The following is a 20,158-nucleotide window of genomic DNA, read 5'->3' on the forward strand; positions in this document are numbered from 1 at the left end:
ATGCTGTTGCTGGATAACGATGCGGCGACCAAATTGGCTCGGTACGATCTGTTGGCCGAGCTGCTTATCGCATTTCGTGTCGGCTGGGCCGACATCTATCTCCTTGACTCGCTGAAATACCGCTTCCATTTGACGGATGCTCTGCACGCGGAGCGTCTACTCGGGTCGTCGGGGGCTGTACAGCGGGTCCAGCAATTGGTTGCGCAGACGCAGCCGCTCATCCTGTCAACGGCCACTGTCACCGAAACTATGAACTTGCTAAATGCAATCGATGATCCCGGTATTGATGCCGGGGAACAGGTGTTGTTCGCCTATCTCGCTGCAGATCCTGACAGCACGCTGATCACCGGTGACAAGAACGCCATTCGGGCGCTGGCCCGGCATACCTACCATCCAGCTATTGCGAGCTGCCAGGGCCGCATCATTTGTTTGGAACAAGCAGTGAAGACAATTGCCCTGCGCGGCACTGTAGCTGCGTTATGCAGCAAGCTGCAGGCCGATTCAGCGGCCGACAAAGCCGTTGCAATTTGCGCTCGCCAACCATCGAGTTTCCTCGACTGCATGGACAGCTATATCGCGGCGCTACGCGCTTCAGCGGGCGGTTTATTGTGCCCAGACATCTGACCGTGCGCGCACCGGTGAAAATGCCGCCCGAGACTGGGAACGCGTAACGAGGTGATCGGACAGGACGAGCAGTTCTGGCACTGGCTCAATAATCCAGTAACTCATTAGCCACTTGTGCGGCCCTAACCACCGCTTTGGGGTCGGCGACCAGGAGTTCGTGAGGACGTGCACCATTCAAATAACCATTTGGTGCATAGAACCAGAATGAGATCGCCCAGCCCGTTGCCCCTTTCGGGAATGATTCGATGATCTGCTTCACTTCAGGACGGATAGAGCCAGTGACTGGATCAAACTGATAGCCGGGAAACATTTCCGTCTCGCCAACGCTGACGGCAAACAGTTCATTTTTTCCTCTCCGATCTGCAATCACTTCGCCAGCTAGTGAAGCAGAAAACCCCATCCGTATGGCAACACCTTCGCGGTCCAAATGCTCAATGTTGGAGAGAATACGGTAGCGGCGCTCTGCGCCGAGCAGGAGTTGTCTTGCGGTACCGCCCTGCAACAGTCCGGGATTGGCAACCAAGTCGGCGATAACTCGCTCCCGCGACTCTGCCAAAGAACGAGTCGTTGCACGGAGAACTCGCAGCGCTGCTCTCAACGCCGGGAGTTTGGAGATCCATGAAGCGGCATCTTGATTAGCATTCAACTCTAGCATCCACCGTTCGCAATCTGCGAGGTAGCCCTCTTGGCCAATAAAACAGGCTGCCTCTTGCTGCAAAACAGCATAGACATCGGCATCATCCAGCAAGAGTGACGATGGGCATAATCCAAGACTGTCGTCATCTGAAGATTGGCACTTATCACTAGGCATGGCAGATACCCTCGGTGACTACGACTCAACTTACTCGGGCTAGTGTCGCTATCGGGAAAAAGCGTCAAGCCGAATTTGTCCTGTAACAGTCATTCGCATAAATTCAGCCATCTGTGTCGGCCTCGGTACTGACCCCGGGGTACCCAGCAGGCAGTCCCTGTGAGAAAATCACGACTCGCAACACCTTATCCGGCGAGAGATGTACCCAATCCGGAAACGTTGAGTCGATCAGCATCAGCAGCTCCGGCAAATCGGACTGTAGCATCGGAAGCTGACGCAAGCCTTCCTGTATCATACGATAGCCACGCAACGCCATGCTACGCAGCTCTAAGGAGCTAATCAGCTCGGACTCCCAGACGAAGAGCAATAGTGTGGCTAAGCCATCGAAATTACCCAGTGCCGCCAGCTGATGGATCAACACGTTTGTCACATCTGCACGTTGCCATTTACCCACATTCAATGAGCAAGGCACGAACAGCAGATCCCGCAACTGTGGCTGTGCCAACAGCAGATCATTGATTTCCGCTTGGCTGTTTGGCTTGGTGCGAATGACGTGCCACAAGAAATGCTCGTGCCATTGCGCCGTCCCTGGTACCTCTGCCTCGACCCGAAGCACTTTTTCGGGCCTCGGGTTGTTTAACCCTTCCTTGTAGTTCTTCCACTTGCGGCTCCAATCGGTTTTGGAGTCATGCCGGTATATCTGCTCACCATCAAACCTTGCCTGCAAACCCCGGTCATCCAGTCCGGTGGCCAGTGATACCGCGCGATACCAGATTTTTGCTCGTAGCGTTTCCAGAGGCAGCCGGACTGGTCGTCCACGGGTCTTCTTGGTCATCCCATCCTCGCGGTAAAGAAATTCCGAATTTCTTTACCGGTTGTATCAGATCTCGGAGCTGTACGACTATCCCGATATCTGCATTAAGGAGAAACGTCCGTGACAGACGATACCCTACAAGACATCGACGTATTAAAGCGGGACTTGGCGAGGCGCTATGGCGAGCTCATTAGTGGCGACGATTTACGCAAACACTTGGGCTACGCGAGTCCGGCCGCGTTCCGGCAAGCCATCTGTCGTGGCGTGGTACCCATTCCCGTGTTCACATTGCCGAATCGCCGAGGCCGCTATGCGTGGGTGCGCGATTTGGTGAATTGGTTGATCCAGGTTCGGAATGAAACCCGTGTGACCAAGCGTGACTGAGAGAAATTTCGTAAGCGAATAAGAGAGAGAAATCATGAACAGCAGCTAGCGACCGCGAGATTTTGGGGCGCCAGAAAGCACAACGCCCGGCCCCTTTGGCGAGAGGTCGGGCGCGAACTGCGGAAAAGCCAAGCAGCTTTCGGACCGTAGTTTCCGTGTGAGCGAGCAACTTGTCAAGGCCTGAGCAATGTCGTCAGGCCTCACGGCAGGATGCTGCTCCCGTGCGCCCTGCCGCTGGCCTCCGCCGGCAGGATGGTCTGCATCACCGCTGATAGTGACGCAGGCCGTAACCGTGGCACAGATACGGGAACGGGATGGCACAGCATTATCTGCTGTCTGCCAAGGCACGGGATTTTTCGCTTCGCGATATCGACAAAATGAGCGAAGACGATGCGTGGTGGCGGTTCGTCGAGAGCCGCTGGGGTGGACGTGATCAACAAGGGTGCCCAGGATGCGGCGTCTTTGACCGCCATTACGCCATTCGTACCCGCAAACAATGGCGTTGCAAGCATTGCACACGCACGTTCAGCGTTACCTCGGGCACAGTGTTTGCCGATCGCAAACTCAGCTTTAAAGACATTCTTCGCGCGGATTTTCTCTTTGCCGCATCCGCGAAAGGAATCTCGCATGTTGCACTGGCCACGCAGATGGGCGTGGCTTACAAAACAGCAATGGTTTTGGCCCATAAACTGCGCGAAGCCCTTTACCATTCCCGAGACACCTCGCCCTTGAGTGGTGAGATCCACATCGATGGCGGCCATTTCGGCGGCAAACCGAGGCGGCCGCGGGTTCGCAACAGAAAGCCGTCTACGGAGGAACTTCAGGCTCATATTATGGGGAGGCGGCGTAAAGGAAAAAATGCGCAGCCAGACTTACCTGAAATGTCAATGGAATCCGAACGCCACCCGAAAAATGGACAGCACCGCAAACGGGTTGGTTTGAGCAAGTTGAATCAGAGAAAAAAGGAGAACCGAAGAATCGTCTTCGTGCTGCGAGAGATTCACCCGGAGCCCGGTCACGGAGCGCAACGCACCAGGGTATCCGTCGGCCTCAGTGAGAATGAGAAGAATGCGATGGCACTTGCCCAGCGCTATATAGCGCCTGGGAGCACGGTGCATTCGGATGAAAACCCGGCCTATTTCCGCTTTGATGGCTTGTACACACACCGCACGGTTGAGCATTCCAAGGAATACGCAACCGAGGATGGTATCCATCAGAACCAGGCGGAATCGTATTTTTCTCGGCTTCGGCGCTACGAGTACGGGGTCGGTCACCAGATCCGCAAACGATACTTGGCGCTCTATGCAAATGAAATGGCGTGGCGAGAGGATTATCGTCGCCATAGCGTTGGTGTACGATTCAACAAGTTGCTTCAGCAAACACTACAGGTTGGCTATTCGAAGTGGTGGCGCGGCTATTGGCAAGGATACAAACTGCCAGAAGAGCTCCTCATGGACTAGTTTCGGTCTATCGCTCACTTCAGGGCGCCTTAAACTGCCAATAGGGGTCCCGAAGACCCTCCCTACCGTTCAATCGCGTTACTTTCCCATCTCGTAGAAGGTTCCGCAACCTGTGGCGAATGGCCTTGCGAAATTCGACGAATTCGACTTCCGAAAACTCAACGCCTTCGTTGTGTATAACAAAAGTGGCAATTTCGAGCACTTTAAAAGCCTTTTCCTTGTCGGATGCCAAACACATATAGATTGCTCGGGTCATCCTGCCCCACGCCAATAAGCGTGAGTTTAGAATTGGTTTGATCGGTTGCACCATCGTTGGGTCGACCGGTATCTCGTAGAGCGAGATGGTGTGGTCGATCACCTCCAGGTCCTTCTTCAGACGCTGCGCTTTTTCTGCCAGTACGGCGAATGTTTGGAGCTTGTCCTCTATGTAAGCGATTTTTCCGGACAGACGGGCTCGCTTATCCAAAAGCCAGAAGAGTGTTGGGGGAGTTCGAGTTCGCATAATGATGGGGAGGTTAACGAAACCCTCCCCAAACATCATGTGCAACAGCTACCTAATGGCGTTTGCCTCGGCAGTGGCACGCCCTCGCTGCGCAAAAGGCTCGGGTATACTTTGGCCGATTTTCGCCATCCCCGCCGTCACTGCCAGTCACCTTTGCCAAGGAAGCCCATCCTATGCGCAGTTTTCTCCGCTGCTTCGTTGTTTTGATGTTGCTGAGTTTCTTCATTGAGGCTCAGGCGCAAGTTCGGGTTCTGGTGTATGGCGATTCCAATACCTGGGGCTGGACACCGGGTTACAGCGGCGGTGCATTTAAGCGCTACAGTGATGGCGAGCGCTGGGCGGGTGTCATGAGTGCCAGTCTGGGCGCAGACTATTCGGTCACGGTAAACGGTGTGGTGGCGCGCACGCTCAATGCCGATCTGCCGGAGGGTGCCGGGCAGCTCAGCGGTGAAGATGAAAACGGCCGCAAACGGTTGGCGCTGGCATTGGCGGAGGCGGGCCCAGTCAATGTTGTCATTGTGGCCTTGGGAACCAATGATTTGCTCGATGAGCTGCAGCGGAATCCTGATGCCATTGCGGCCGATCTGCGTCTTATCGCTGAGATTATTGATAAAGGCACCGAGCCCGCTGCGGCGCCGCTACGAAAACGCTTTGTTGTGGTCGCGCCGCCAGCGTTGGCTGACACCAGCCATTCCATTTTCAGCGATAGCTTCAGTCCTGCAGCGATCACGAAATCACAGCAGCTGGCGGCTGCATTTGCAGTCGTCGGCAAAGAACTGCAGATTGAGGTCATTGATGCCGGCCAAATCATTCGAACCGACGGTTCGGACGGTGTCCATTTTTCCAAAGATGCTCATGCCAAGCTCGGACAGGCAATGGCCGCAGAGCTGAAGCGGATTCTTCAGTAACCGACCAGTGCCAGCCATTAGGGCAACTGCAAATCGAAGGTTGTTGCTACTCGGCGTAGTGGATTGACGAAAGTCTGAAAGGGAATAGCCATGACCAAAACGGTTTCCGTGCAGCGGGTGAAAGCCGGGCTGCTAGACGTTGCTTATCTTGACAGCGGTGCAACCGATGGCGTGCCGGTTGTGCTACTGCATGGATTTCCCTATGACATTCATGCTTTTGCGGCGGTGACGCCGATTTTGCTGGCGCAGGGTTGCCGCGTTATCACGCCGTATTTGCGCGGGTATGGTCCGACCCGGTTTCTGTCGGATGACACCATGCGCTCTGGGCAACAGGCAGCGCTGGCGCAGGATCTTCATGCGCTGATGAATGCGCTGGCCATTCCACGCGCGATTGTTGCCGGCTATGACTGGGGTGGCCGGGCGGCCTGCATTGCGGCGGCACTGTGGCCGGAGCGCGTCATTGGTCTGGTGTCGGATGGCTACACGATTCAGCATATTGCTGGCGCCGCCAAGCCGCTGCCGCCGGAAGAGGAATTCCGCTACTGGTATCAGTATTACTTTCACACTGAGCGCGGCCGTGCCGGTCTTGAAACGTATCGGCGGGAATTGTGTCGACTGCTGTGGCAGTTGTGGTCACCAGACTGGCGTTTTGATGAACCGACTTTTGCCCAAACGGCGGCCGCATTTGATAACCCGGATTTTGTCGAGGTGGTGATTCATTCTTATCGGCATCGCTTTGGTTTGGTGCCCGGCGATGCGGCTTACGCGGAGCTTGAGCGGCAGCTTGCCAAACAGCCGTTGATATCGGTGCCGACCATTCTTGTGCAAGGCGCTGGTGATGGCGTCGCAGCACCTGTCGAGGCCAGCGTTGACCAGCCGTTTTTTACCGGCTTTTATGAAAACCGCATTTTGCCGGCGGTGGGACACAACCTGCCGCAGGAAGCGCCGCAGGCGTTTGCGGATGCTGTCTTGTCATTGCTGCGATTGCGCGAGCGCTGATGCGACCAAACCTGCGCTGACGCCATCGGGATTTTTGCACGAATCTGAAACGGGTCTGACCGCTGGTTCAAACCTGAAATCAAGACGCAATTTCAGCGCTACAACGCCACGTTCTTGCGGCGATAGGGCTCACACTTACCAGCTGAACCGTATCGCGATTTGCAGGCTGTGTTCGCTTTGCTCTGCGGCGTCGCCAAAATAGTGGCGAGCAGGGCGCTTGGACTGGATGGTCATGGCTTCTGTCAGCAGCAGACAGTTCGGATCAATCTGCCATTGCCAAGCCAGCGTGCCGGCGCTGCCATCTTCATTGTTGTCGTCGTCGGGTGTTTCATCGTCATCGGTGACGGAAAAATCATCGTAGCGCAGGCTGAAACGATGCTGGTGCCATTGCCGGGCGAATGAAACAAAGCCGGCGGCAAATCGGTTGTCGATCATCCGGTTGCGATGCCGGCCAAATTCGGTGTGGCCATCCAGCCACTGCAGCAACACGGTCCAATCGGTCGATGGCTGCCATTTCAGGCTGAGTTGATCAAACTCCGTATACCACGCCCATTGACCCTCTTCGAATGCCAGCGGATCGCCGCGATTGTCGTAATGGCTCAACGCGATGCGGATGCCACCACGATGTTGCCAATGCAAGCTGGCGTAATAACCGTAACGCTGATCAATTTCTGTAAAAGGGCTGCCGTATGCTTCCTGACTGCGGAACGAGCCGTTTTCGGTCAAAGCCGGCAGCGCCGCAAATTCGGTTTCTTCGCCCCAACCATATTGCCGATCGTGCAGCGCCCAGCCGCGCCATGACAGCAAACCTCCGGCCGGATCGTTACAGCAAAACACCGCGAGCGTGATGCCGAGGTCGTGATCGCTGCCGCTGCGTTGGCCGAGCCAGTCACCGTTCCATTCGATGCCTGTCGTGCGCACTTCTTCGCCCAGCCAGGTGTTGATGGCGCTGCTGCTCAGGAAACCTTGCGGTTGCCACAGCGCTTCCGAATTTTCCAGTGACAGTGGCGCGTAGAACAAACCGGCGCGCCACTGATTGCGCCAAGCCGAGTCGGGAATCGGCCGGTACCGAAGAAAGGCTTCGGTCAACGCCACGGGCTTTTCGCTGCTCGGGTAACGGAGTACGGAGAGATTGAATTGCCACGCACTTAGATCCAGACCGGACTGTGTCAGCGCATCGAGATCCCAGCGCGCTTGCAGGCCAAGAAACCCGCTCGGTTGCTGCTCATCGTCCGGGCTCTTGCCGAGCTCACCCTCAAGAGGGTTGCCGGCGCTGCGGCCGGTCAGCGCGCGCAATTCTCCAACCAGTAGGGTTTCACCGCGACTCGCAGCGGGCGCCAGCAGCGCAGTCAGGATCAGCGCGAGCCGGGGCAGACGTTGGCCTTGGATGGAAGAGCGGGCGCAAACAGGGGACATGGGGGCAGCCTGAACGAAGCCTGTGCGGGAACGGCGGGTGCGAGCTTCAGTATAGGTGCGGTTTTGCTGCGTTTCGGTACCGATATGCCAGCTCCGGCCGGCCGTGCCGGTTACGACTTCGGCTCGGTGCTGCCATGAGTGAGCTAAGGCGAGCTTATTTCTCTAGGGATGGATTAAAGGCTTGACGGATAGACGGCTAAACATCTAAAGTCTGCTCATTGCAGTTTTGGACGTCTAAACAGCCAAAAGGGCCTGAATCATGTCCGTCGCTCATTCTCTCGGTTTTCCTCGTATCGGCCTTAAGCGCGAGCTTAAGACCGCCCTTGAAAAGTACTGGCGCGGTGAACTCAGCCGTGTCGATCTGGACGCCTGCGCTCGTGCACTACGGGCCGCACATTGGCAGCTGCAGGCGGACGCTGGGGTTCAACTGTTGCCGGTCGGGGACTTTTCTTATTACGACCACGTGCTCGATACCTCCTTTTTGTTTGGCGTGATCCCGGAGCGCTTTGTTAGCGGGGTTGGTGATCACCAGGACACCACCGATCTGGATTTGTATTTCCGCGCCGCTCGCGGCCGTGCGCCGACTGGTGCCGACGCCCCGGCTTGCGAAATGACCAAGTGGTTCGACAGCAATTACCACTACATCGTGCCGGAGTTCAGCAAGGGCCAAACGTTCACGCTGAACAGCGAACGCCTGATAAGCCAAATTCAGGAAGCGCAGGCGCTCGGCCACAAGGTCAAGCCGGTATTGCTGGGCCCGGTGAGCTATCTCTATCTGGGCAAAGCGCGAGATGGCAGCAACAAACTGGAACTTCTGCCAAAGCTGTTGCTGCAATATCAAAAACTGATTCAGCAACTGGAAGCACTGAAGCTGGAATGGCTGCAGCTGGATGAGCCGATTCTGGTGCTGGATCTGGATCAAGCCTGGCAGGATGCTTTCCGTTACGCCTACAAAAATCTGCAGGACTATAAACTGCAGCTCTTGCTCGCCACCTATTTTGGCAGTGTCAAAGACAATCTGGCCTTGATCAAAGAGCTCGCGGTCGATGGTCTGCATGTTGATGCCGTGCGCGGCGCTGCCGATCTCGACGCCATCATCGAGGCGTGGCCGAAAGAGCGGGTGCTGTCACTTGGTGTGGTCGATGGCCGCAATATCTGGCGTACCGATTTGCGCGCCGCCTTGCTGCCGCTGACCAAAGCCCAGCAGAAATTCAATGGCCGCGTGTGGGTGGCAAGCAGTTCATCGCTGCTGCATACGCCGGTGGATCTGGATGCCGAAACCCGGTTGGATCCGGAACTGCGCAGCTGGCTGGCGTTCGCCAAACAAAAAACGCGTGAAATTGCCGTGCTGTCGAAAGCACTCAATGAAGGCGTATTGGCGGTCGATGCCGAATTGACCGCCAGTGATCGCAGCGTAGCCAGCCGGCGCTCGTCCACCCGCATTCACAAACCGGCAGTGAAAGCCCGGTTGTCTGCCATCACCAAAGCCGACAGTCAGCGCAAGTCGGCGTATGCCAAACGAGCAGTGGTACAGCATGGCACCTTGAATTTGCCTTTGTTTCCGACCACCACCATCGGCTCGTTTCCGCAAACCGCCGATATTCGCGGCTTGCGTGCCGGCTTCAAGAAAGGCGCCATCACCGAGCCGGAATACGTGAGCGGTATCAAGGCCCAGATTGCCGACCATGTCAAACGCCAGGAAGCGCTCGATATCGATGTGCTGGTGCATGGCGAGGCAGAGCGCAACGACATGGTCGAGTACTTCGGCGAACAGCTGGAAGGCTTTGCCTTTACCGAGAATGGCTGGGTGCAAAGCTATGGTTCGCGCTGCGTCAAGCCGCCAATTATTTACGGTGATGTGTCGCGGCCGAAGCCGATCACCGTTGGCTGGACGACCTATGCACAATCACTGACGAACAAACCTTTGAAAGGCATGTTGACCGGCCCGATCACGATTCTGTGCTGGTCATTCACCCGCAACGATCTGTCGCGCAAAGAGCAGGCCGAGCAGATTGCGCTGGCGCTGCGTGACGAAGTGCAGGATCTGGAAAAGGCCGGTACCCGGATCATCCAGATTGATGAGCCGGCGATACGAGAAGGTCTGCCACTGAAAAAGGCCGAGCAGCCGGCCTATCTGGACTGGGCAGTGACTGCCTTCCGGTTGTGTACGGCCGGTGTCAGCGATGGCACCCAGATCCACACCCATATGTGCTATTCCGAATTCAACGAAATCATCGATTCCATTGCCGCGCTCGACGCTGACGTCATCACCATTGAAACCTCGCGTTCGAACATGGAGCTGCTGGAGGCGTTCGAGAAGTTCAGTTATCCCAATGAGATCGGCCCCGGCGTCTACGACATTCATTCGCCGATTGTGCCGGGCGTGGCGCAAATCGAAGCCTTGATCGAAAAGGCGGCGCAGTACATTCCGCGTGAACGGCTCTGGATCAATCCGGATTGCGGCCTGAAAACCCGGCAGTGGCCGGAGACTGAAGCGGCCTTGGCCAATCTGGTGCAAGCAGCCAAGAACCTGCGCGCCAAGTATGGCCGGGCAGCTGCAGCGTAAATCATTCGACATCACTCCCGCGAGACAGCAGCTATAACGGTGTCAGCGGGAATAAAAAACATACAGAAGAGAACACCATGGCCCTGCACGCCGCCCGACTGTTGGAAAACCTGAATCGCCAATGGGAGCAAGTGGAAGAACACTTGCAGGTGTCGTTCGAGTTCTTTCCGCCGAACACGCCGGAAATGGCCGATACCTTGTGGCAGTCGGTGCTCAAGCTGCAGCGGTTCAAACCGAAGTTTGTCTCGGTAACCTATGGCGCCAATGCGTCCACCCGGGATCGTACCCATGCGGTGATCGAACGGCTGAAAACCGAAACCGAATTGACGCCGGTGCCGCACCTGACTTGTATTGATACCAAACGGGAAGAGATTGCCGAAATTGTCGCGCGTTACCGCCAGCTCGGTGTCAATCGCATTGTCGCGCTGCGCGGTGATTTGCCGGCCGGGCACACCAGCACCGGTGGCGATTTCCGTTACGCCGTCGATTTGGTCAAGTATCTGCGCGAACTCGGCGTCGAACAGCTCAGTGTCGCGGCTTATCCGGAAGTGCATCCGGAGGCGCGTAGTGCCCGTGCCGATTTGGACAACCTGAAAGCGAAAGTCGATGCCGGCGCCAGCCACATCATCACCCAGTTTTTCTTTGATAACTGCGCTTTCTTGCGCTTCCGCGACCGCTGCCATTCGGCCGGCATCAACGTTCCGATTACCCCGGGCATTCTGCCGGTGGCCAACTTCCGCCAGTTGGAGCGCTTTGCCGGCGGCTGCGGCACCAGCATCCCGAGTTGGCTGGCCCGGCTTTACGAAGGCCTCGACGATGACCCGGATACCCGCAAGCTGATCGGCGCCAGCGTCGCGCTGGAACAGGTCAAGCTGCTTATTGGCGAAGGCATCCAGGATTTCCACTTCTACACCCTGAACCGGGCTGAGCTGACTTACGCGGTTTGCCATGCCTTGGGGCTGGGTGGCCACCGGCTGCCACAGCCGAAATCGCCATTGCCCGACCCACAGGAACGTGGGAAATGCCAGGTGGCGCCGGGAGCGCCGCTGGCGAAGGTAGCAGGGCTTTAATTTTCTGCCGCAGTGAAGAAAACTGCACCTCAGGGGTAAAGCAGGGCATGGGACCGCATTGCCGGTCCAGATAAGCCCGGGTTCAAGTGAACCTCGGCCACTGCCCACTCGCGCTGAGGGAGTCATCATGAGCAACAACCGTTTTGCCAGCATGTTCGTCACATTTCTAGTCGGGCTGCTGGCCGTCGCTTTTGTCTACATTGTCGTTATACAACCGCTTTGGCAACAGAACAACGGTGGCCCGTTGGTGATGCGCACCTATGCGGTCTCGGCTGATTACGCCGACGAAGTCCGTAGTGCCTTGCAAAACGCCATGCTGACCGGTGAAGAAGGCAAGGCCATCGGCCGGGTCAGTCTGGCGCCGAATGGCCAGTTGATCGTGACTGCCCCAAACTCCATGCAGAAGGGCGTCGAGTCCCTGTTGAACGATATCGCCGGCTTTTCGCCAGGTGCCACGCCGTCGGTGAAGTTCGAGGCTTGGTTTGTTACAGCGATAAATGCCGACAAAACGGATAACTCATCGATACCAGCGCTTCAGGAAGTGCTTCCGGCACTAGACGCTATCACCGAGGTGCAAGGTAATCAGCAGTTCAAGCTGCTGGAAAAAATTACAGTGCATGTCAGAACCGGGCAGAGCAGCACGGTGTCCAGCGCGAACGGAATTTTTGAAGTCAATCCCAGTGTCCGTCGTGGTGCAAATGAGCAAAAACTGATCTCGGCGGAACTGAAATTCCAGATGCGCGGTCCGGAAAGCCTGCGTACCGAAACGGAATTGAAGTCGGGTGAGTTGCTGGTGCTGGGGCAGACTTCGAATCACCAGCTTGTTGGCGACCGAGGCGTGCCTTCGGAACAGCGGCTGTATTACATCGTGCGCGCCACGCTCTGATTTGCCGACAAGATGACCACGGATATCGGCCTTACCGAGGTCGACTGGGCAGCGTTGTATCAGCGGCTTGAAAAGCCTCTGTACAACGCGGCTTATCGCTATATTTGGCAACGACTGGATGCCCAAGATCTGGTGCAGGAAGCGTTTCTGCAGCTGTGGCAACGGCGTGCGCAGATTTCCTTAGAGACGGCCGATCGCTATCTCTGGGTGACGACGCTGAATCTGGCACGCAAGCGCCGACGTTGGCGTTCGCTGCGACAGTTCTTGTCTATTGACAGTCTGCAAATGGATGACGTGCATCGCGATGGCATTCCGGAATTGCTGGCGGCAACGCCGTCACCGGAGCAACAACTGCAAGATGGTCAGCAAGATCAGCGCTTGCTCGATGCCATCGATGCACTTTCGGAAAAACTACGCAGCGTCTTGTTGCTGACAGAGTTCAGCGAGTTGCCCTACGAGGTCGTCGCGCAGATGCTAGAAATTCCCGCCGGCACAGTGGCTTCGCGCCGGCATCTGGCATTGAAAAAATTACGGACAACGCTGGCCGATATGGATTATTCCTTCGTGACGGGAGCGCCGGGCCATGACTGATCGTCAACCGAATTTTCTGCCGGAACTGAGTCCGCCTGCAGGTGGCTTGGCGCGCTTGCGCGCGCGCCGTGACGAGTTGCAGCGCCCGGTACTTGAACGGTGGCTGCGGCAGTTCAACCGCGCTGGGGTCAAAGCCTATGCACCATTGCTGGCCGGTGCCTGTACCGCGTTGATGCTGGTGCTCTGGTGGCCGCAAAGACTGCCGTCAACGCTGGCAACGGACCGCTTGCTCGGCGCGAAAAGTGCGGGGGAGCGTGTACGGGTACTCGATGCCATGATGGCGACGCAGCAGCTGCCATCCAGCCAATCGGGCGTCCGTCTGTACTGGACTGAAAGCTTGCAGCACGAGGTTGCTGAAACCCGGTCACCGTGAGCTCAGGCCGGTAAACCGCCATCCGCCAAGGTGCTGGCGGTCGAAAGTGGTCATCCCGAAACCGGTCCAGTAAACTGACCGCCGTTTCCCGCCGGACAGGGCCGTACCGTGCCGTTACTTGATTTCATCCTGCATATCGATGCTCACCTGATCGAACTGGCCGCTCAATACGGCATCTGGATCTACGCGATTCTGTTTCTGATCGTCTTCGCCGAAACCGGCTTGGTCGTCACGCCGTTTTTGCCCGGGGACTCACTGCTGTTTGCGCTCGGCGCGATGGGCGCCATCGGCGCCATTGATCCGCTGATGGTGGCCGCCGTGGTGGTCGTGGCTGCATTTTGCGGTGACAACAGCAATTATTTCATCGGCCGTTTCTTCGGCCATAAACTGTTCAGCAACAGTCAGTCCCGCATTTTCCGGAAAGAGTATCTGGATAAAACCCACGCGTTTTACGCGAAATACGGCGCCCCGACCGTCGTCATCGCGCGCTTTGTTCCGTTCGTGCGTACCTTCGCGCCTTTTGTTGCTGGTATGGGCGAGATGCCTTATGTCAAATACATCAGCTTCAGCTTGCTCGGTTCGTTGCTGTGGACCGCTGCATGCGTTGGCGCCGGCTATTTTTTCGGCAATATTCCGGTCGTGAAGGAACACTTTTCGCTGGTGGTTATCGCGCTGGTATTGCTACCGGGCATCCCGGCAGTAGTGACGGTACTCAAGCATTGGTGGTCCGGGCGACAAACGGGCAAAGTCGCGCGTTAGCCCCCCGCATCATTATTCAGATTGCTGTTGGCGCCGGGCATCGCTGGAACAGGAGATGCTTGAGCTTACCACCGGATTTATCAAGGAGGATTTTTTGTGCTGCGCTCCCTCGCTTTCAGTTTGCTGATTTTTGCCAACGGCGCAGTTCTGGCCGCCGTAGACTCGGCCATGCCGGCACCGCAAGGGCCATTGACCGTCGTCCGGTTCACGCCATCAGGTGCAGACGTAAAAACCGTCCGCGAAATCGTATTCACATTTGATCGCGACGTGGTACCACTTGGCCGCATGGAGCGCGAAGCGGCCGAAATTCCGGTCAAAATTAGTCCCGAAGTTGCCTGTCAATGGCGCTGGCTGTCGCGCAACTCACTGGCCTGTTTGCTGAATGAGCAGGCAGCCTTGACACCTGCGACGCGCTATTCCATCGAAATGGCCCCTGGGCTAAAGGATGAATCAGGCGCAACCTTGGCGATGCCGTATCAGAACAGTTTTGTCACTGAACGGCCAGCGATCAGCTATCCCGGATTTAAGAATTGGCTGGGCCCTGATGTTCCGGTGATCCGACTGTCCTTCAATCAGCCGGTTACCAAACAGTCGGTCCAGAGCAGCATGGTGTTGTCTGGCGATGTGCCGTTTGAGCTTGCAGCTGATCCGGAGCTGCGCGAGGATCCGGTTTTGCTACCGTTGCCAGGTGAACCGGTCGTGTTGATCAATCGGAACCCGGGCGCACGCGCAGGTGACGACAAACCCAGCGTCACGCATGGTGAAGAAGCGCGCCGGAACTGGTTGCTTACGCCAAGCAAGGCACTCGGGCTTGATCGAAGCATTACGCTGAAAGTCCGGCCTGGCCTACAGTCTGCACTTGGTGCAGAGCGTGGCGTTGAGGATCGGGTCGTCATTCAATTCGATACGTTTCCCGAGTTTCGCTTTCTGGGTGTCAAATGCGAAGACAGCAAGGTTCGTGATGAGCGAACCATTGTCGTTGCTCAGGCACGAAATCTGGACGGTCAATTTCGCTGTGACCCACTGCACCGCGTCGGTCTTGAGTTTTCAGCACCGGTACCGATTGATGATTTCAAAGGTCAAGTCAAGTTGACACCGGATCTGGCTGGTAACCGTGTTGATTATGACCCGTGGCAGGACACCAACCGCTATTCTCGCCTGCGTTCGCCACATCAGCGTGGCCGCACTTACACAGTGTGGTTCCCGGAAGTCCTCAAGGCGTATCAGCGCTACGATTTGGTCAATGCCCCCAACACACTGAAGGATGAATTTGGCCGGTCGATCGAGTCGGGTATCAGCATGGTTTTTCAGACTGATCACCGGGAACCAAGAGTCGTTTTCGAACGTCGCCATTCCGTGTTGGAGTCGAAACAGGAGACCGAGCTGCCGATTGTTGTGACAAATCTGAAGACGCTGGATTTGGATTACAGCATTCTGACCGCTGACGGGGTCAAAACTCGGGAACGAAAATCCATTCCGGTTCCAAATGTCGAGGACGTCGCTTTCACGATGCCACTGGGCATTCGGCAATTGATGGACGGTCATGACAGTGCTGTGATGAGTGGTTCCATTGATACCACGCCCAGTACGTTTAGCGACTACGATCGCTATTTCTTCAGCCAGATCACGCCATGGCAGGTGCATGTCAAGCTCGGCCATTTCAGCAGTTTGGCGTGGGTCGTGGATATGACCACCGGCTTGCCGGTACCGGATGCAAAGGTCCAGGTACATCTTGGTAGCTATCGAGGTCTGGAACCGGCACCGGCATTGCTCGCTGAAGCGGTCACCAATCACGATGGGGTTGCCTTGTTGCCAGGTTCGGAGACGCTGGATCCGCGTCTGCAGTACATGTGGCCGAATGAGAACTCGGATCGATTAATGGTCCGCGTTCGCAAAGGTCAAGCGCTGGCATTGTTACCGCTGGATTGGAATTACGTGGTTGATGGTTCCGTTTATTCCGGCGGTGGTGGCAGCTATGGTTACGGCGCCGATGAAGACGGCGATGGTGAATATTTTGGCGGCGGCGTCAGCCCCGAGCGGCGCAAACAATATCATCACATTCGCGCCTGGGGCGCGACTGCACAAGGCATATACCGCGTTGGCGATACCGTTCAGTACAAAATTTACGTCCGCGGTCACGATAATCGCCAGTTTGTTCCTGCACCGGCGGCGACCTACACGTTAGAAGTCTTCGATCCGATGAACAAAAGCTTGTTCAAACAATCGGATATCACGTTGAATGAATTTGGTGCGGTCGACGGTGAGTTCGCGGTGCCCGGAAATGCGCCAGTCGGTTGGTATGAATTTCGGCTCAAGGCCAGTTATACCGACAAGCAATGGCGTCCGCTGCGGGTATTGGTTAGCGATTTTACCCCAGCGGCCTTTCGTGTCAGCCAAGAGTTGAACGCCGAACAATATCGGCCTGGCGACGAGCTCAGTGTCGCAAGCCACGCTCGGCTGCATGCTGGCGGCCCCTATGGCGAGGCGGGGATTCGGGTCTCGGTCAGTCTGCGTCCCAGCAGCATGACACCGAAAGATCCGGCTTTGTCGCGATTTGAGTTTGACTGGAACACCGGCGTTCGTGACAAACAGGATCTGCAACAGGTCCAGGAATCCCTGGATGCCCAAGGTGACCACAATACTCATATCGTGTTGCCGGACAGCAATATTCTGGTTGGCCGCTTGACTGTTGAAAGCGCAGTCCGTGATGACCGCGGCAAATATGTTGCACAACAAGCGGGGGCTCGTTTTGTTGCGCGTGACCGATTTGTCGGTTTGAAAGCGGACGGTTGGTATTTCACCAGCGGTAAGCCAGCAAAGGTGCAGTACGCGGTGATCGATGACGAGGCGAAAACCGTCGCGGGTAGCAAGGTAACGCTAAAAATCGAGCATCTGTTTACAACGGCGGCACGGGTCAAGGGCGCTGGCAATGCGTACCTGACGCAGTATCAGCGTGACTGGCGTGAAGTCAGTCAGTGTCAGGGAATGTCGGGGTTGACCGCCAGCGTCTGTGAATTCACGCCGGATGAACCGGGTGAGTACCGTATTCGTGGTCAGGTGCAGGACAGCAAAGGCCGTCAGCATGAGAGCGTGTTGCAGAGCTGGGCGACCGGCCGTGGCTATGTGCTGTGGGAAACGCCGAATAACAACAGCTTGCCGGTAATCGCCCAGACCGAGCGTTACGAGATTGGGCAGAAGGCCCGCTTTTTGGTCAAGAACCCTTTCCCGGGTGCCACCGCATTGATCACGGTTGAGCGTTACGGCGTGCTGCGCAGCTTTGTTCAGGTGCTCGAAGACAGTATGCCGGTGATTGAGATCCCGCTGCTGCCCGATGATGTGCCTGGCGTTTACGTCTCCATCATGGTGATGTCGCCACGGGTCGACAAGCCGCTCGAGGATGGTCAAGTCGATCTCGGTAAGCCGTCATTCAAAATGGCTTATCAGCGAATCGATGTTGTTGACCCATATAAACAAGTGCATGTTGCTGTTGCAACGGACAGGAAGGAATACAAGCCGCGCGAGAAAGCAAAGGTGTCAGTGGCGGTGACGCCGCGTCACGGCAAACTCACCGAAAAGGTTGAACTGGCTGTGGCCGTGCTTGACGAGTCGGTGTTCGATTTATTGCAGGGTGGCGACAAGACGTTTGATCCCTATCGTGGCTTCTATCAGCTGGAAGGCCTCGATCTGCAAAACTACAACCTGCTGATGCGGCTGGTTGGCCGGCAGAAGTTCGAAAAGAAAGGGGCGAGTCCGGGTGGCGATGGCGGTGCCAGTCTCGATCTGCGGACGATATTCAAATATGTCAGCTACTGGAATCCTTCCTTGCCGGTCGATGCCAGCGGCAAGGCGACATTTGAACTGGATTTGCCTGACAATTTGACCGGTTGGCGGGTTCTGGCGATGGCGGTGACGCCAAGTGATGAGATGGGACTGGGTGTCCACAGTTTCAGCGTCAACAAGCTGACTGAACTCCGGCCTGTGATGCCAAACCAGATCTCCGAGGGCGATCAATTTCGGGCCGGCTTTACTGTCATGAACCGTAGCGACGTTCGCCGGGACCTGCGCGTGGTAGTGAAAGCGCAAGGTGCCATGGCGGAACCTGTCAGCACGACACTGACCATCAGTGCCGATCCCTACAAACGCTTGCCAATCTGGCTACCGGTCAAGAGCAGCGGTGACGGTGAAATTCGATTTACCGTTCAAGCAGGTGACAACAAGGATCAGGACGGCTTGGTTCATGTGGTGCCAGTCAAGAAGCGGCGATCGCTATTGACCGCAGCAAACTATGGCACGACCAATGAAGCCCTGATCCGTGAGCCCGTGCAGATCCCGACCGGCATTTACCCTGACGCCGGTAATCTCGGTATGGTGGTTTCGCCATCGGTGTTGGGCAATGTCGATGGGGCAATCCGTTATGTGCGCGATTATCCGTACTGGTGTTGGGAGCAACGGCTCAGCAAGGCGTTGCTGGCATCGCAGTATCTCGGCTTGCGTGACTATTTCTCCGCAGATTTGCAGTGGCCGGATGCTGCCGGCCTGCCGCAGCGCATGCTGGATGATGCGGCCTCATTTCAGGCGCCAAATGGCGGGATGGTATTTTGGATTGCCCAGGATCAGTATGTCAGCCCTTATCTGAGTGCCTACACGGCGCTCAGCTTCAATTGGTTGCGCGCGGCAGGCCACAAGGTTCCGGTACGGGTCGAGGCGCGTCTGCACGATTACCTCAAGCAATTGCTGCGGCAGGATCTGTTCCCGACGTTCTACAGTGCCGGCATGGCTTCATCCGTGCGGGCCGTGGCGCTGGCAGCGCTTGCTGACCAACGGGGTATCACGCTGGATGATTTGCGACGCTATCGATCTGCCTTGCCACAAATGGATCTGTTCGGTAAGGCGCATTACCTGCAAGCCGCCAGCAAGGTGGTCGGCGCGGATGATCTGGTTGCCGAGTCGCTGCAGATGATCCTGGGACAGGCCAGTCAAAGTGGTGGCAAATTCCAGTTCAACGAACGCTGGGATGACAGTTACTCCCAAATTCTGGCAACACCCTTGCGTTCCAACTGTGCGGTATTGACTGCCGTCACCGCACTTGGCGAGCAGAAGCAGTGGGCAAAAATGATAGGCAATATGCCGTTCCAGATGGTCCGCGCCATTACCCAGGCGCGTGGCAGCCGCACCCATTGGGAAAATACCCAGGAAAATGTTTTTTGCTTGCAGAGTTTGCGGCAGTACAGCCAGATATATGAAGCCGTAAAACCGGACATGGAGATCACGGTAGCTGTCGACAATCAGGTCATCGGTAGCAACCGTTTCTCGGCGCTACGCGATCCGATGACTAGTCATAGTCGACCGTTGCAAGCGGATGACGTGGGTCAGCGGCGTGAGCTGGTACTGAACAAGAGCGGACCTGGCCGGGTCTATTACAGCAGTCGTTTGCAATATGCCCCGACAGTGGAGAGCAGCGAGCGAATCAACGCCGGTATGGATATTCGTCGCGAGTACAGTGTTGAACGCGAGAACGGCTGGCAACTGCTGCAGTCGCCCATGCAGATTGCGCGGGGTGAGCTGGTCCGGGTTGACTTGTACTTGTCGGTACCTACCGCACGCCACTTTGTTGTGGTTGATGACCCGGTTGCAGGCGGTTTGGAGCCAGTGAACCGCGATTTGGCGACGGCGTCTGGAGTGGATGCCGACAAGGGAGAGTTCAAGGCTGCTGCCGGTTCGTGGTGGTTCCAGTATGGTGATTGGCGGCATTATTCAGCATCACTGTGGAGTTTCTATCACAAGGAACTGCGATTTGATTCTGCACGGTTTTATGCCGATTACCTGCCGCCAGGTAACTACCACCTTTCTTACACCGCGCAAGCGATTGCCGAGGGTGAATTCAGGGCTGCACCCACGCATGTCGAGGAAATGTACGACCCGGATGTGTTTGGCAAGTCCCTGCCTGCAGAACTGAATGTCGTAAGTGATGAGGCGGTCAATGCAGCGCATTGAC

The 20,158-nt window shown here is 56.5% G+C and carries 15 protein-coding genes; 11 read left to right on the forward strand and 4 right to left on the reverse strand.

Going from position 1 to position 20,158, the window contains the following annotated elements; translation table 11 throughout:
* Positions 1 to 624 carry a hypothetical protein gene (locus tag HPT27_RS12180; protein ID WP_172243665.1) on the forward strand — a complete coding sequence of 208 codons (624 nt, stop codon included), beginning with the start codon at positions 1 to 3 and terminating at the stop codon, positions 622 to 624.
* A gap of 85 nt (positions 625 to 709) precedes the next feature.
* On the opposite strand, the gene HPT27_RS12185 is transcribed toward HPT27_RS12180, so the two are convergent.
* Positions 710 to 1,435 (reverse strand): hypothetical protein, encoded by a 726-nt coding sequence (locus HPT27_RS12185; protein ID WP_172243668.1) that lies wholly within the window; start codon positions 1,433 to 1,435, stop codon positions 710 to 712.
* Positions 1,436 to 1,538: 103 nt separating this feature from the next.
* Entirely contained in the window at positions 1,539 to 2,270 is a 732-nt protein-coding gene (locus tag HPT27_RS12190) for a hypothetical protein (RefSeq protein ID WP_172243671.1), read from the reverse strand.
* Between the two features lie 677 nt (positions 2,271 to 2,947).
* On the opposite strand from HPT27_RS12190, the gene HPT27_RS12195 reads away from it, so the two are divergent.
* Positions 2,948 to 4,093 (forward strand): transposase, encoded by a 1,146-nt coding sequence (locus HPT27_RS12195; RefSeq protein ID WP_172243674.1) that lies wholly within the window; start codon positions 2,948 to 2,950, stop codon positions 4,091 to 4,093.
* A gap of 19 nt (positions 4,094 to 4,112) precedes the next feature.
* On the opposite strand, the gene HPT27_RS12200 is transcribed toward HPT27_RS12195, so the two are convergent.
* Positions 4,113 to 4,634: a hypothetical protein gene (locus HPT27_RS12200; RefSeq protein WP_172243677.1), complete on the reverse strand. Its 522-nt coding sequence runs from the start codon at positions 4,632 to 4,634 to the stop codon at positions 4,113 to 4,115.
* 134 nt (positions 4,635 to 4,768) lie between these two features.
* On the opposite strand from HPT27_RS12200, the gene HPT27_RS12205 reads away from it, so the two are divergent.
* Positions 4,769 to 5,503: an SGNH/GDSL hydrolase family protein gene (locus tag HPT27_RS12205; RefSeq protein WP_172243680.1), complete on the forward strand. Its 735-nt coding sequence runs from the start codon at positions 4,769 to 4,771 to the stop codon at positions 5,501 to 5,503.
* Positions 5,504 to 5,593: 90 nt separating this feature from the next.
* Positions 5,594 to 6,502: an alpha/beta fold hydrolase gene (locus tag HPT27_RS12210; protein WP_172243683.1), complete on the forward strand. Its 909-nt coding sequence runs from the start codon at positions 5,594 to 5,596 to the stop codon at positions 6,500 to 6,502.
* 135 nt (positions 6,503 to 6,637) lie between these two features.
* On the opposite strand, the gene HPT27_RS12215 is transcribed toward HPT27_RS12210, so the two are convergent.
* Positions 6,638 to 7,918, reverse strand: coding sequence for a hypothetical protein (locus HPT27_RS12215; RefSeq protein ID WP_172243686.1), 1,281 nt, complete (start codon positions 7,916 to 7,918; stop codon positions 6,638 to 6,640).
* A gap of 259 nt (positions 7,919 to 8,177) precedes the next feature.
* On the opposite strand from HPT27_RS12215, the gene metE reads away from it, so the two are divergent.
* From metE to HPT27_RS12250, 7 genes are all read left to right on the forward strand, one after another.
* Positions 8,178 to 10,484 (forward strand): 5-methyltetrahydropteroyltriglutamate--homocysteine S-methyltransferase, encoded by a 2,307-nt coding sequence (gene metE, locus HPT27_RS12220; RefSeq protein WP_172243689.1) that lies wholly within the window; start codon positions 8,178 to 8,180, stop codon positions 10,482 to 10,484.
* A 77-nt stretch (positions 10,485 to 10,561) separates the two neighbouring features.
* A complete protein-coding gene (gene metF / locus HPT27_RS12225; RefSeq protein ID WP_172243692.1) occupies positions 10,562 to 11,554 on the forward strand; it encodes a methylenetetrahydrofolate reductase in 993 nt (330 codons plus the stop codon).
* A 127-nt stretch (positions 11,555 to 11,681) separates the two neighbouring features.
* Complete coding sequence (locus tag HPT27_RS12230; RefSeq protein ID WP_172243695.1) at positions 11,682 to 12,440, forward strand: hypothetical protein; 759 nt, start codon at positions 11,682 to 11,684, stop codon at positions 12,438 to 12,440.
* A gap of 12 nt (positions 12,441 to 12,452) precedes the next feature.
* Complete coding sequence (locus HPT27_RS12235; RefSeq protein ID WP_172243698.1) at positions 12,453 to 13,031, forward strand: RNA polymerase sigma factor; 579 nt, start codon at positions 12,453 to 12,455, stop codon at positions 13,029 to 13,031.
* Complete coding sequence (locus tag HPT27_RS12240; RefSeq protein ID WP_172243701.1) at positions 13,024 to 13,404, forward strand: hypothetical protein; 381 nt, start codon at positions 13,024 to 13,026, stop codon at positions 13,402 to 13,404. Before HPT27_RS12235 ends, HPT27_RS12240 begins: the two co-directional genes overlap by 8 nt.
* A 108-nt stretch (positions 13,405 to 13,512) precedes the next feature.
* Complete coding sequence (locus tag HPT27_RS12245; RefSeq protein WP_172243704.1) at positions 13,513 to 14,163, forward strand: DedA family protein; 651 nt, start codon at positions 13,513 to 13,515, stop codon at positions 14,161 to 14,163.
* 96 nt (positions 14,164 to 14,259) lie between these two features.
* Positions 14,260 to 20,157 carry an alpha-2-macroglobulin family protein gene (locus tag HPT27_RS12250; RefSeq protein WP_172243707.1) on the forward strand — a complete coding sequence of 1,966 codons (5,898 nt, stop codon included), beginning with the start codon at positions 14,260 to 14,262 and terminating at the stop codon, positions 20,155 to 20,157.
* Position 20,158 lies beyond the last annotated feature (1 nt).

This window comes from Permianibacter fluminis, from assembly GCF_013179735.1.
Taxonomy (GTDB): domain Bacteria; phylum Pseudomonadota; class Gammaproteobacteria; order Enterobacterales; family Permianibacteraceae; genus Permianibacter; species Permianibacter fluminis.

Coding starts and splice junctions, on each gene's coding strand:
- HPT27_RS12195 (WP_172243674.1), top strand. CDS start 2,948: ATGGCACAGCATTATCTGCTGTCTGCCAAGGCACGGGATTTTTCGCTT.
- HPT27_RS12205 (WP_172243680.1), top strand. CDS start 4,769: ATGCGCAGTTTTCTCCGCTGCTTCGTTGTTTTGATGTTGCTGAGTTTC.
- HPT27_RS12185 (WP_172243668.1), bottom strand. CDS start 1,435: ATGCCTAGTGATAAGTGCCAATCTTCAGATGACGACAGTCTTGGATTA.
- HPT27_RS12180 (WP_172243665.1), top strand. CDS start 1: ATGCTGTTGCTGGATAACGATGCGGCGACCAAATTGGCTCGGTACGAT.
- HPT27_RS12240 (WP_172243701.1), top strand. CDS start 13,024: ATGACTGATCGTCAACCGAATTTTCTGCCGGAACTGAGTCCGCCTGCA.
- HPT27_RS12200 (WP_172243677.1), bottom strand. CDS start 4,634: ATGATGTTTGGGGAGGGTTTCGTTAACCTCCCCATCATTATGCGAACT.
- HPT27_RS12235 (WP_172243698.1), top strand. CDS start 12,453: ATGACCACGGATATCGGCCTTACCGAGGTCGACTGGGCAGCGTTGTAT.
- HPT27_RS12215 (WP_172243686.1), bottom strand. CDS start 7,918: ATGTCCCCTGTTTGCGCCCGCTCTTCCATCCAAGGCCAACGTCTGCCC.
- metF (WP_172243692.1), top strand. CDS start 10,562: ATGGCCCTGCACGCCGCCCGACTGTTGGAAAACCTGAATCGCCAATGG.
- HPT27_RS12230 (WP_172243695.1), top strand. CDS start 11,682: ATGAGCAACAACCGTTTTGCCAGCATGTTCGTCACATTTCTAGTCGGG.
- HPT27_RS12210 (WP_172243683.1), top strand. CDS start 5,594: ATGACCAAAACGGTTTCCGTGCAGCGGGTGAAAGCCGGGCTGCTAGAC.
- HPT27_RS12190 (WP_172243671.1), bottom strand. CDS start 2,270: ATGACCAAGAAGACCCGTGGACGACCAGTCCGGCTGCCTCTGGAAACG.
- metE (WP_172243689.1), top strand. CDS start 8,178: ATGTCCGTCGCTCATTCTCTCGGTTTTCCTCGTATCGGCCTTAAGCGC.